Here is a 12,389-nt window from a genome sequence, read left to right as displayed (position 1 = left end):
TGACCTTCGCCCGACTTCGCAACTGGGGTGAAGGTCAACGTTCCCCCTAGACCCGATAAAGTTGTTGCGGCTCAGGCGGTTTCGTCGAGCAGGTGCACGATGTGGCGAGCGATCTCGAAGGCGCTCGTGGCCGCCGGGGACGGCGCGTTGAGGACGTGCACCACCGGCCCGTCGCGCTCGATCAGGAAGTCGTCGACCAACGAACCGTCGGCCCGCAGGGCCTGCGCGCGCACCCCGGCCGCCGCCGGCACGAGGTCGTCGTCCCGCAGGTCCGGCACCAGTCGGCGCAGGCTCTCGCCGAACCGGTGCCGCGAGAGGGAGCGCGCCACCTCGGCCACGCCGGCCCGGTGGTGGCGAGCGGCGAGGCGCCAGAAGCCCGGGTGGGTCACGGTTTCCCGCAGGTCGGACCAGCGCACCGTGCGCCAGTCGTAGCCCTCGCGGGCCAGGGCGAGCACCGCGTTGGGCCCGGCGTGGACGTGCCCGTCGGTGCCGCGGGTGAGGTGGACGCCGAGGAACGGGAAGTCGGGGTCCGGCACGGGGTAGACCAGGTGCCGGACGAGGTGCGTCGCCTCGGGACGCAGCTCGAAGTACTCGCCCCGGAAGGGGACGATCCGCGCGGAGGGTCGGTGGCCGAGCCGGCGCGCCACCAGGTCGGCCTGCAGACCTGCGCACGAGACGACGAGGTCGGCCTCGAGGTCGCCACGGCTGGTCCGCACCACGAGGCCCCCGGACGCCCGCGCGCTCGCGCCGCGAGCGCCGCTCGTGCCGCTCGTGCCGCTCGCGCCGCGAGCGCCGCCGAGCCCCAGGACCTCCGTGTCCAGCAGCAGGGTCGCGCCGGCTCGCTCGAGGCGGCGCACGAGCGCTGCACACACGGCCGGGTAGTCGATGATGCCGGTCTCGGGGACGTGCAGCGCGGCCACCGCCTCGACGTGCGGTTCGTGCTCTCGCGCCTCGTCACGAGTGAGCCGGGTGACCGCGAGTCCGTGCGCCAGACCACGCTGGTGCAACCGTTCGAGTCCGGGCAGCTCGTCGGTCCTGGTCGCCACGACGAGCTTGCCGCAGATCTCGTGGGGGACGCCCTCCTGCCTGGCGAACGCGGTGAGGGAGGCTGCCCCGGCCCGGCAGAAGGCGGCCTTGAGCGAGCCCGGCGGGTAGTAGAGGCCCGAGTGGATGACCCCGCTGTTGCGACCGGTCTGGTGGGTGGCCCAGGTCGACTCCTTCTCGGCCACGGTGACCGCTGCGCCGGGATGCTCGCTGCACAGCCGAGCGGCGACGGCCAGCCCGATGATCCCGCCACCGATGACGAGGTGGCGCACCGGTGTCGGCATCGTCACAGCCTAGGACGGCTGGTGCAGCGCCCGGTCCGGAATCACGGATGCGCCGCCCCCGTTGTCCTCTGCGGCATCCGCCCCGAGGATGTCCTCATCCGTCGTCACACCGAATGCGAGCCCCACCGATGCCCCACGAGTCCCTGACCGAACCGCTCTACTCGATCGCCGCCACCGCCCAGGGCGGCCGCGCCGGCCACGTCACGAGCGCGGATGGCGTCGTCCACCTCAAGCTGGGCAAGCCCGGCAGCAAGGCGAACCCCAAGGCCAACCCCGAGACGCTCTTCGCCGCCGGCTACGCCGCGTGCTTCGGCAACGCGCTCAACTCGGTGGCCACCGCCATGGGCCTGGACACCTCCGACTCCACCGTCACCGCCACCGTGACCCTCGGGAAGACCGACACGGGTGTCGGTCTCGCGGTCGCGCTGGTCGCGGAGGTACCGGGCCTCGACCGCGGCACCGCCCAGCAGCTGGTCGACGCCGCCCACGAGCGCTGCCCCTACTCCAAGGCCACCCGCGGCAACATCGACGTCACCGTCGCCCTCGCCTGACGGCGAGACCAGCCAGACGCGGGGTATGCCGGGTGGTCACCACCCGGCATACCCCGCGTCGTCGTGCGGTGCGGCGGTCGCTCAGACCAGCTGCTCGAGCAGCCCGGTGTCGACGTCGTACAGGAAGCCGCCGACGGCGACCTGGTCGCCGATCAGGGGGTGTGAACGCACCGCGCGCACGTCGGCCATCAGGGCCCCGCGCTGGTCCTCGATGACGTGGAAACCCTGCCACGACGCGTCCTGGCCGGCCGAGGCGCCGACCCGCTCGCGCAGTTCGGCCTCGGTGTTGCTCGCCATGGCGCAGCGGGTGTGGGGGACGATGAGGATGCGCTCGACCCCGAGCAGGTGCACGCCGAGGACGAGGGCCTCGAGGGCGTTCGCGGTGACGCGACCACCGGGGTTGCGGAAGATCTTGGCGTCTCCGGGCGCCAGCCCGAGCAGCCTCAGCGGGTCGATCCGGGAGTCCATGCACGTGACGATGGCGACGCCGGCGTGGGCGATGCCGTCGAAGCCGCCCGTCGCGAAGTCGGTCGCCGCGTAGGTGCGGTTGGCCTCGAGCAGGTCGTCGAAATCGCCTGCGGTGGTTGGACTTTCGTTCACGGCTGGGTTCTCGCTCACAGTAGTCCTGGTCGCTTCGGGATGGACATGGCCATTGGCTTGATCGTGGAGGCGAAGAAGTCGTTGCCCTTGTCGTCGACGACGATGAACGCGGGGAAGTCCTCGACCTCGATCTTCCACACCGCCTCCATGCCGAGCTCGGGGTACTCGAGCACCTCGACCGACTTGATGCAGTCCCGGGCGAGTCGGGCCGCGGGACCGCCGATCGACCCGAGGTAGAACCCGCCGTGGGCGGCACAGGCCTGGGTGACCTGCGTGGAGCGGTTGCCCTTGGCCAGCATCACCATCGAGCCCCCGGCCGCCTGGAACTGGTCGACGTAGGAGTCCATCCGTCCGGCCGTGGTCGGGCCGAACGACCCGCTCGCGTAGCCCTCGGGTGTCTTGGCCGGGCCGGCGTAGTAGACGGCGTGGTCCTTGAGGTACTGCGGCATGCCGTCGCCGGCGTCGAGGCGTTCCTTGATCTTGGCGTGCGCGATGTCGCGGGCGACCACCAGCGGTCCGGAGAGCGACAGCCTGGTCTTCACGGGGTACTTGGTGAGCTCAGCGCGGATCTCGTCCATCGGCCGGTTGAGGTCGATGCGCACGACGTCGTCACCGTCGTCCTCGAGGTGCGCGTCGGTGGTCTCCGGCAGGAACCGCGCGGGGTCCTTCTCGAGCACCTCGATGAAGACGCCATCGGGGGTGATCTTGCCGAGGGCCTGCCGGTCGGCCGAGCAGGAGACCGCGATGGCGATCGGGAGCGAGGCGCCGTGCCGGGGGAGGCGGACCACCCGCACGTCATGGCAGAAGTACTTGCCGCCGAACTGCGCCCCGATCCCGAAGTTGCGGGTCAGCTCGAGGACCTGCTCCTCGAGCTCGGTGTCGCGGAAGCCGTGCGCGGTGATGGAGCCCTCGCGGGGCAGCTCGTCGAGGTACTTGGCCGACGCGTACTTCGCCGTCTTCAGGGCGAACTCGGCGCTGGTGCCACCGATGACGATGGCCAGGTGGTAGGGCGGGCAGGCGGACGTGCCGAGGCTGCGCAGCTTCTCGTCGAGGAAGGCCAGCATCCGCTCGGGGTTCAGGACCGCCTTGGTCTCCTGGTAGAGGAACGACTTGTTGGCGCTGCCGCCGCCCTTGGCCATGAACAGGAACTTGTATGCCGTCTCGTGCCCCTCGGCGGTGTCGGCGTAGAGCTCGATCTGGGCCGGCAGGTTGGAGCCGGTGTTCTGCTCCTCCCACGTCGTGAGGGGGGCCATCTGGGAGTAGCGCAGGTTGAGGCGGGTGTAGGCGTCGTAGACGCCCTCGGCGAGGGCACGCTCGTCGGAGCCCGACGTCAGGACCTGCTGTCCGCGCTTGCCCATGACGATCGCGGTGCCGGTGTCCTGGCACATCGGCAGCACCCCACCCGCCGCGATGTTGGCGTTCTTCAGCAGGTCGAGCGCCACGAACTTGTCGTTGTTGCTGGCCTCGGGGTCGTCGATGATCCGGCGGAGCTGGGCCAGGTGCGCCGGACGCAGGTAGTGCGCGATGTCGTGCATGGCCGTCTCGGTGAGCGTGCGCAGCGCCTCGGGCTCGACCTGGAGGAAGGTGCGGCCCCCGGGACCCTCGACGGTGGAGACGCCCTCGGTGGTCAGCAGCCGGTACTCGGTCTGGTCCGGACCGATCGGCAGCAGGTCTTCGTACTCGAACTCGGCCATCGGGTCGTCGTGCTCCTGTCCTCGGGTCTCGCGGCTGCGCTGGTCCTGGTCGGCCCGGCGGTGTCTCGCGGTGGTGCTACAGCTCGTCCAGTGCGGGGGCGTAGGCCCCGGCCTTCCCGACCGTGATGCCACTCGTGGCGATGCCACGCGCGACGGCCGGTCCGACGTCTTCCAGTGTCGCGGTGCGCAGGCGCTCGCGCGCACCCGGGTCCCCGAGCAGCCCCCAGGCGAGCAGGCCGGAAAGCAGCCCGGCCATGAAGGAGTCGCCGGCGCCCACCGTGTCGACGACGGTGAGGGCGGCTGTCGGCGCCCGGCCCTCGCCCGGATCGGTGGCGACGCGGTAGGCGACGCCGTCGGCGCCGAGGGTGACGACCACGACGCTGGGGCCCTCGCCCAGCCACCGCGACATCACCGCCTCCGCGCTCTCGTCGGGGTAGAGGTAGGCCAGGTCGTCACCCGAGGCCTTGACCACGTCGCTGAGCCGCACGAGCTCCTCGACCCGTGCCCGCACCGGCTCCAGCTCGCCCATGATGCCGGGGCGGATGTTGGGGTCGTAGGACACCGTGCCGTGCTCGCGGCCCGCGACCAGGGCGTCGGTGACGCTCTGTGCCCCGGGCTGCAGGATGGTGCCCAGCGACCCCGTGTGGACGTGGCCGGTCCCTGCCGGGATCGGGATGGTCGGCAGGTCCCAGTGCAGGTCGAACGTGTAGGTGGCGGTGGCGTGCTCGTCGAGCGTGGCCAGCGCGGTCGAGGTCGGCAGGTCGCCGAAGCTCTCGGGCAGCACCGTCACCCCGTGCGAGCGCAGATGGGCCGCGATCCGCTCACCCCGCTCGTCGCGCCCGACCCGGCATGCGAAGTCGACGTCGTGGCCGAGCATGGCGAGCCCGATCGCGACGTTGGCGGGGCTGCCCCCGACGTGCTCAGCCGTGGTCCCCGCGCTGTCGAGGACGATGTCGACGAGCGCCTCTCCGATGACGAGGTTCCTGACGTTCACGGAGCTGCCTTCCTTCGGGATGTGGCTGGGTCGGGTCTGGTGGTGCTCGGGGCTGGTGGTGCTCGGGGTGGTCGAGGTGCTTTGGGTGGTCGGGGTGGTCGGGTGCGCTCAGCCGGCGTGGTCGAAGTCCACGGAGGAGTAGGCGCGCAGCTTGGCCAGCTGGTGGTGGCTCTCGATCAGCCGGATCGTGCCCGACTTGGAGCGCATCACGAGGGAGTGCGTGGTGGCGCCGCCCGCGCGGTAGCGGACTCCCTTGAGCAGCTCGCCGTCGGTGATGCCGGTAGCCACGAAGAAGCAGTTCTCGCCGGTGACGAGGTCGTTGGTCGACAGCACGCGGTCGAGGTCGTGCCCGGCGTCGACCGCGCGCTGGCGCTCGTCGTCGTCCTGCGGCCACAGCCGACCCTGGATGACCCCGCCGAGGCACTTGATGGCGCAGGCGGTGATGATCCCCTCGGGGGTGCCGCCGATCCCCAGCAGCAGGTCGATGCCCGTGTCGTCGCGGGCCGCCATGATCGCACCCGCGACGTCACCGTCGGAGATGAAGCGCAGCCGCGCTCCGGCGTCGCGCACCTCCTCGGCGAGCTTCTGGTGACGCGGGCGGTCGAGCATGACGACCGTGACGTCCTCGACGGTCTCCTTCTTGGCCTTGGCGATCCGCTTGATGTTCTCGGCGACGGGCAGCCGGATGTCGACGACGTCGGCCGCCTCCGGGCCGGTCACGAGCTTGTCCATGTAGAACACCGCGGACGGGTCGTACATGCTGCCGCGGTCGGACACCGCGAGCACCGACACGGCGTTGGACTGACCCTTGGCGGTCAGCGTCGTGCCGTCGATCGGGTCCACTGCGACGTCGCACTCGGGCCCGATGCCGTCGCCGACCTCCTCGCCGTTGTAGAGCATCGGCGCGTCGTCCTTCCCGCCCTCGCCGATGACGACGACGCCCTTCATGGAGACAGTGCTGATCAGCGCGCGCATGGCCTCGACCGCGGCCCCGTCGGCGCCGTTCTTGTCGCCGCGGCCGACCCAGCGACCGCCGGCCATCGCGGCCGCCTCGGTCACCCGCACCAGCTCCAGGGCGAGGTTGCGGTCGGGCGCCTCGACGCCGACGCGCAGGGACGAGGGGAGGTGCTGCTCGGACATGCATCGATCCTTCACGCGACGGCGGGTGAGCGCCCGCAGCCTATCGGTGGTGGGGGCAGTTGGCGCCGGGGTGGCCCGGTCGTGGACGATGGGGGTGTGAGCACGCCCGCCCCCCGCAGTTCCTACGCCAACGGCTCCACGGCCAACATGGTCCGGTCGCTGTTGGTGATCGGCGTGATCGTGGCCGCCCTCATCGCCATCGTGCCCCGAGTCAACAGCGTCTCGCAGCCCCCCGTCGACGTCGCCGGGACCTCGGTCGAGGTGGCCAGGACGAGCGGGTGGCCGATCGACCGCCCCGAGTCGCTGCCGGACGGGTGGAAGGCCACCAGCGTGCGCTACGTGCGCTCCACCGGTGGCCTGATGACCTGGCACGCCGGCTACCAGTCGCCCACGGGCAACTACGTCGCGATCGAGCAGACCAAGGACGCCACCGACGAGTGGGTGTCCGCGCAGACCAACCGCGCCGCCAAGACCGGTGAGGTGCAGGCGGCCGGCACGACGTGGGGCACGTACGTGCGCAGCGGCAAGGTGCAGAACAGCCTCGTCCACCGCGCCGAATCCGCCGCAGAGCTCACGACGATCGTGACGGGCACGGGCACCTTCGACGAGCTGATGGCCTTCGCCGAGACGCTCCGCCCCGTCCCGACCAGCTGACCAGCGCGTGGGCCGGCCGACGGGCTGGCAGCCCTGACCCCGGGGTGGGTCGGTCGGACCGGCCTCAGTCCTCGCCGTCGTCCTGGGTGAGGGCGGCCTCGGCTCCGTCGAGCCACGTGCTGCAGTGCGCGGCCAGCGCCTCACCGCGCTGCCACAGGCGCATGCTCTCCTCGAGCCCGAGCTGGCCACCCTCGAGCTGGGCGACCACGCCGATCAGCTCGTCGCGGGCCTGCTCGTAGGACAGCTCCGCGACGTCGTCGAACGCGCCGTCGGGCTCCACGGTGCTGGCGGTCTCGACGGCGGGCGTCGGCTTGTCTGCTCCCTTGGCCATGGTGCAGGAGCCTAACCGGAGGCGCCGGGGAGGCCGACGACCGTCGCGGCGAAGTCACCGCGCGCCACGCGCACCCGGAGCACCTCGTCGACCGTGACGTCGGCCTGGTCCATGACCACCCGCCCGTCGCGGTGCTGCACCACGGCATACCCACGCTCGAGGGTGGACAACGGCGAGAGGGTGCTGACCTGCGCACGCAGGTGGGCGACCTGGTCGGCCGCCCGGTGCACGGACGCGAGGACCCGGCGGTGGGCGCGGTCGGTCAGGGCGTCGAGCTCCTGGCGACGGGCGTCGATCATCGCCGTCGGGCGAGCCATCACCGGCCGCGACCGCAGGGCGATGAGGTGGCGGCGCTCGCTGGCGATCCGCGCGTGCAGCGCACGCCGCCCCCGGTCGCGCGAGTGCCGGACGCCGTGTCGCTCGGCCTGGGCGTCAGGCACCACCCGCTTGCCCGCGTCGGTGGGCGTCGAAGCCCGCCAGTCGGCGACGTGGTCGAGCAGGGGAGTGTCGACGTCATGGCCGATCGCCGAGACGACAGGGGTCCGAGCGGCCGCGACCGCACGGACCAGGGCCTCGTTGCTGAACGGCAGGAGGTCCTCGACCGAGCCGCCCCCGCGGGCGATGACGATGACGTCGACCTCGGGCTGGGCGTCCAGCTCCTGGAGCGCGGCCATCACCTCCTGCACGGCGTTGCCGCCCTGCACGGCGACCTCACGGATCTCGAAGCGGACCGTGGGCCAGCGCCGGCGGGCGTTCTCGACGACGTCCTTCTCGGCGGCGCCGGCGCGTCCACAGACCAGCCCGACGGTGCGGGGCAGGAACGGCAACGGCTTCTTGCGCTCGGCGTCGAACAGGCCCTCGGACGCGAGGGTGCGTTTGAGGTGCTCGACCCGGGCGAGGAGCTCGCCCACGCCCACGGGGCGGATCTGGCGGGCGTCGAGCATCAGCGAACCGCGCTGCGTCCAGAAGACCGGCTTGGCCTGGAGAACGACCCGCGCGCCCTGGGTGAGGGGCGTCGCCATGGCGTCGAGGGCGTTGACCTGGATCGCGACCGAGAGGGACATGTCGACGTCGGGGTCACGCAGCGTGAGGTAGGCGGTGCGCTGGCCGGGGCGGCGGGTCAGCTGGACGACCTGGCCCTCGACCCAGAGCACCGACATCTTCTCGACGTACTCGGCGATGCGCATGCTCAGCAGCCGCACGGGCCACGGGGACTCCGCCGAGGTGTCGGCGGCCTTCTCGGGCAGCGCCGGTCGCTGGTCTGGGCCGCTCACGCGCCCACTCTAGGAGGTGGGCCCGTCACCGGAGCGCGGCCACGCCTCTCCGCCACCCCCGTGGGCGAGGTATGCCGCGTGGTGACCACGCGGCATACCTCGCCTGCGGATTGGGGTGGCCGACGACGGCCACCTACGATGGGGTCATGACCCAGACGACAGACCAGGCCACCAAGCGCGTGCTGCTGGCCGCCCCGCGCGGGTACTGCGCGGGCGTCGACCGGGCCGTCGTGACCGTCGAGAAGGCCCTCGAGCTCTATGGGCCGCCGGTATACGTGCGCAAGGAGATCGTGCACAACAAGCACGTCGTCACGACGCTGGAGAAGCGTGGCGCGATCTTCGTGGAGGAGACCGACGAGGTGCCCGAGGGTGCGACCGTCATCTTCTCCGCCCACGGGGTCGCCCCGGTCGTGCACGAGGAGGCCAAGGCCCTCAACCTCACGACGATCGACGCGACCTGCCCGCTGGTCACCAAGGTGCACCGCGAGGCGGTCCGCTTCGCCAGTGACGACTTCGACATCCTGTTGATCGGCCACGAGGGGCACGAAGAGGTCGTCGGCACCTCGGGCGAGGCCCCCGAGCACATCACGCTGGTCGACGGCCCCGACGACGTCGCCAACGTGACCGTCCGCGACCCGGAGAAGGTGGTCTGGCTCTCGCAGACCACGCTGTCCGTGGACGAGACGATGGAGACCGTGCGGCGGCTGCGTGAGCGGTTCCCGTCACTGCAGGACCCGCCCAGCGACGACATCTGCTACGCCACCCAGAACCGCCAGCTCGCCGTGAAGCAGATGGCGCCGGAGTGCGACCTGATGATCGTCGTGGGCTCGCGCAACTCGTCCAACTCGGTGCGGCTGGTCGAGGTCGCGATCGAGCACGGCTCCCGCGCCGGCCACCTCGTCGACTACGCCGACGAGATCGACGAGGCCTGGCTCGAGGGCGTCTCGACGGTGGGCGTGACCTCCGGCGCCTCGGTGCCCGAGCTGTTGGTCCGTGACGTGCTCACCTACCTCGGCGAGCGTGGCTATGCCGACGTGAAGCCCGTCGTGGCCGCCGAGGAGAGCCTGCTCTTCTCGCTGCCCAACGAGATCCGGCGCGACCTCAAGGCTCGCGGGCTGAGCGACAAGATGCGCCACGACGGTGCGTTCGAAGAGGCCGGCTCGCTGCACTGACGGTGGGGTGCTCGGGGTTCGGTGACGGTTGGGTGGCCAGAAGTCGCAGGGGGGACCGACTGGTGGCCACTGGTGGCTCACGGGCCGGGTGATCTGGGGGTTTGGCGAGGGTTGGGTGGCCAGAAGTCGGGGGTGGCGTGGGAGGCGTCGGTCACGACGCGCACCCGGATCTCCCGAGCCTGCCCGTCGGGACGACGCCACGCGGGTACCGTCAGACCCATGATCGGCTTGACCTCTGCGCGGGCGCGCCTGACGCAGCGGCTCATCGTGCGTGTCACGGGCGGCGGCCCGGTCGACCTGTCGAGCCTCGACGCCGTCCCGCGGCGCCTGCTCCGTCCGCTGCGGCGCTCCGGCCTCGACCCCGTGCACCGGATCGGCACCACCGCCCCGGAGCCGGTGCACCGGCTCGCGCACATGTTCGGCATGAACATCTGGCTGGTTTCGGGCCACGAGGAGGCCAAGGCCGTCCTCGCCGACCAGCGCAGGTTCAGCAACGACATCCGGCCCTACGTCGGCGCGGCTGGAGCCAGCGTCGCGGGACTGGGGTTCACCGACCCGCCTGAGCACACCCGGCTGCGAGCCTTGCTCACGCCCGAGTTCACCATGCGTCGGATCAACCGGCTGGCCCCGAGGATCGAGGCCATCGTCGATGACCAGCTCGACCGGATGGAGGCGCACGGCCCGGTGGTCGACCTCGTCGAGCACTTCGCCTTCCCCATCCCGTTCCTGGTCATCTGCGAGCTGCTGGGGCTCCCAGTGGAGGACCGTGAACGGTTCCGCACGCTGAGCCACGCGCGCTTCGACGTCACGGCCGGGGGCACGGGCGCCTTCGGTGCCATCTCGCAGAGCCAGCTCTTCCTGCTCGAGGCCACCCGCAAGCAGCGGATCGACCCGGGCGACGGCCTCCTGGGCCGGATCCTCGCGGCGGTCGGCGACGAGGTCAGCGACGAGGAGGTCGCGGGTCTCGCCGACGGCGTCTTCACCGGCGGCTACGAGACGACCGCCAGCATGCTGGCGCTGGGAGCGCTCGTGCTCCTGCGCGACCGCAAGCACTTCGACCTCGTCCGCGACGACGACAGCTCCATCGATCGAGTCGTGGAGGAGATGCTGCGCTACCTCAGCGTCGTGCAGATCGCCTTCCCGCGGTTCGCGAAGGAGGACCTCGACCTGTTCGGCAAGACCGTCCACAAGGGCGACGTCGTCATCGCGGCCCTCAGCCGGGCGGACCGCGACCACCGGATCGGTCCCGACCTCGGCACGTTCGACCCGGCCCGGCCACCGTCGCCGCACGTGGCGTTCGGCTACGGGTTCCACCGCTGCGTCGGGGCCGAGCTGGCCCGGCTCGAGCTGCGGATCGCCTACCCCCGACTGGCCCGCCGCTTCCCGGAGCTGGCGCTCGCCGCGGCTCCGGAGAGCCTGCAGTTCCGCGACCAGTCGATCGTCTACGCGGTCGACTCCCTGCCGGTCCACCTCGGCGGGATCTCGGCGTCGTCGAAGTCCAGCTGAGGGCGCTCCGCGTCGGCCGTGGCCGCCTCGATGAGCTCCATCGCCGTCAGCACCCGCGGGCCGGTCTCGAGCGGCAGCGGGCTGGGCAGCGGCCGCTCGACGATCCCCGCCTCGTGCATCCGCCGCGCTGAGACCAGCACCCGTGACTCGAGGGCCCCGACCATCTGGTTGTACGCCTCGACCGAGCGCTGCAGGGCGGTGCCCATGCGCATCGTGTGGCTGCCCAGCGTGCCCAGCCGGTCGTAGAGGTCGCGCCCGAGGGTCATGACCTCGCGGGCGTGCGCCGTCAGCGCATCCTGCTGCCAGGTGAACGCGACGGTCCGCAGCAGCGCGAGCAGTGCGCCCGGGCCGACGAGCACGACGCGGCGGGACATGGCGTCCTCGTGCAGGGCCGGGTCGGCCGACAGGGCCGCGGCGAGCATGGCGTCGCTCGGGACGAAGCAGACCACCATCTCGGGTGAGTTCTCGAAGGCGGTCCAGTAGTCCTTGGCCGCCAAGGACGTCACGTGCGACTTGAGCGAGGACGCGTGCGATCGAAGCAGCTCCTTGCGCTGGCCAGCTGGAAGGTCCTCGGCCTGCGCGCCGAGGAAGGCGCCCATCGGGGCCTTGGAGTCGATGACGAGGAACTTGTCTCCGGGCAGTCGAACCACGACGTCAGGGCGCACCTGCCGCTGGTGCCGGCTCACCCGGCACACCTGCTCGTCGAAGTCGCACCGCGCGAGCATGCCGGCGTGCTCGAGCACGCGTCGCAGCTGGACCTCACCCCAGGCTCCTCGCACGGTCGAGGAGTTGAGCGAGCCGGCCAACGACTGCGTCTGGCGGCCCAGGGCGGTGGTGGACTCGTGGACCGCGGCCATGGTCGTCTCGAGCGCCGCGAACTGGCTGGTGCGGTCACGCTCGAGCGTGCCGACCTGCTGCTCGACCCGCACCAGGGCGTCGCGCAGGGGCACCAGGGCCGCTGCGGTCTGGGCGTCGTCGGAGACCGCTGCCTCGAGGTCGACCACGCGCTCGCGCAGGAGGTCGGCCTCGGTGCGCGCCGACGCCAGGGCGGCGGAGGCGGAACCGCGCGCGCTCCACCAGCCGGCGGCGCCTCCGACGACCAGACCGAGGATGAGGATGCCCACGAGTTCCATGGACAGGACCAT

The 12,389-nt window shown here is 71.6% G+C and carries 12 protein-coding genes; 4 read left to right on the top strand and 8 right to left on the bottom strand.

Annotation, left to right across the window (positions count from 1 at the left end):
• Positions 1-71: 71 nt before the first annotated feature.
• Entirely contained in the window at positions 72-1,328 is a 1,257-nt protein-coding gene (lhgO, locus tag ACXJKD_RS07290) for an L-2-hydroxyglutarate oxidase (RefSeq protein WP_457253811.1), read from the bottom strand.
• Positions 1,329-1,456: 128 nt separating this feature from the next.
• Between lhgO and ACXJKD_RS07285 the strand changes: the two genes are divergently transcribed.
• On the top strand, positions 1,457-1,879 hold the full coding sequence (locus ACXJKD_RS07285) for an Ohr family peroxiredoxin (RefSeq protein ID WP_056924248.1): 423 nt from the start codon (positions 1,457-1,459) through the stop codon (positions 1,877-1,879).
• Positions 1,880-1,960: 81 nt separating this feature from the next.
• On the opposite strand, the gene ACXJKD_RS07280 is transcribed toward ACXJKD_RS07285, so the two are convergent.
• The 4 genes from ACXJKD_RS07280 to glpX all read right to left on the bottom strand — a co-directional run bounded on the left by ACXJKD_RS07280 (position 1,961) and on the right by glpX (position 6,307).
• Positions 1,961-2,479 carry a beta-class carbonic anhydrase gene (locus ACXJKD_RS07280; RefSeq protein ID WP_457253809.1) on the bottom strand — a complete coding sequence of 173 codons (519 nt, stop codon included), beginning with the start codon at positions 2,477-2,479 and terminating at the stop codon, positions 1,961-1,963.
• 14 nt (positions 2,480-2,493) lie between these two features.
• The gene (locus tag ACXJKD_RS07275) at positions 2,494-4,173 is read right to left on the bottom strand and encodes a fumarate hydratase (RefSeq protein WP_457253808.1); all 1,680 of its coding nucleotides are present in this window, start codon (positions 4,171-4,173) and stop codon (positions 2,494-2,496) included.
• A gap of 76 nt (positions 4,174-4,249) precedes the next feature.
• Positions 4,250-5,167: a carbohydrate kinase family protein gene (locus tag ACXJKD_RS07270; RefSeq protein ID WP_457253807.1), complete on the bottom strand. Its 918-nt coding sequence runs from the start codon at positions 5,165-5,167 to the stop codon at positions 4,250-4,252.
• 108 nt (positions 5,168-5,275) lie between these two features.
• A complete protein-coding gene (gene glpX / locus ACXJKD_RS07265; RefSeq protein ID WP_457253806.1) occupies positions 5,276-6,307 on the bottom strand; it encodes a class II fructose-bisphosphatase in 1,032 nt (343 codons plus the stop codon).
• A gap of 96 nt (positions 6,308-6,403) precedes the next feature.
• Here glpX and ACXJKD_RS07260 point away from each other — a divergent pair, with 96 nt between their 5' ends.
• Positions 6,404-6,961, top strand: coding sequence for a DUF4245 domain-containing protein (locus ACXJKD_RS07260; RefSeq protein WP_457253805.1), 558 nt, complete (start codon positions 6,404-6,406; stop codon positions 6,959-6,961).
• Positions 6,962-7,025: 64 nt separating this feature from the next.
• Here ACXJKD_RS07260 and ACXJKD_RS07255 read toward each other — a convergent pair whose 3' ends face one another.
• Positions 7,026-7,292, bottom strand: a complete 267-nt coding sequence (locus ACXJKD_RS07255; protein WP_457253804.1) for an exodeoxyribonuclease VII small subunit — start codon at positions 7,290-7,292, stop codon at positions 7,026-7,028.
• 11 nt (positions 7,293-7,303) lie between these two features.
• Positions 7,304-8,566 (bottom strand): exodeoxyribonuclease VII large subunit, encoded by a 1,263-nt coding sequence (gene xseA / locus ACXJKD_RS07250; protein ID WP_457253803.1) that lies wholly within the window; start codon positions 8,564-8,566, stop codon positions 7,304-7,306.
• 146 nt (positions 8,567-8,712) lie between these two features.
• Here xseA and ACXJKD_RS07245 point away from each other — a divergent pair, with 146 nt between their 5' ends.
• Both ACXJKD_RS07245 and ACXJKD_RS07240 read left to right on the top strand, forming a co-directional pair.
• Positions 8,713-9,738, top strand: coding sequence for a 4-hydroxy-3-methylbut-2-enyl diphosphate reductase (locus ACXJKD_RS07245; RefSeq protein ID WP_457253801.1), 1,026 nt, complete (start codon positions 8,713-8,715; stop codon positions 9,736-9,738).
• A 219-nt stretch (positions 9,739-9,957) separates the two neighbouring features.
• Positions 9,958-11,244, top strand: a complete 1,287-nt coding sequence (locus ACXJKD_RS07240; protein WP_457253800.1) for a cytochrome P450 — start codon at positions 9,958-9,960, stop codon at positions 11,242-11,244.
• Here the strand turns inward: ACXJKD_RS07240 and ACXJKD_RS07235 are convergent.
• The gene (locus tag ACXJKD_RS07235) at positions 11,181-12,377 is read right to left on the bottom strand and encodes a DNA recombination protein RmuC (RefSeq protein ID WP_457253799.1); all 1,197 of its coding nucleotides are present in this window, start codon (positions 12,375-12,377) and stop codon (positions 11,181-11,183) included. The genes ACXJKD_RS07240 and ACXJKD_RS07235 overlap by 64 nt on opposite strands.
• Positions 12,378-12,389: the final 12 nt, after the last annotated feature.

The organism is Pedococcus sp. P5_B7, from assembly GCF_054049895.1.
This window is presented reverse-complemented; position numbering and strand designations above follow the sequence as displayed.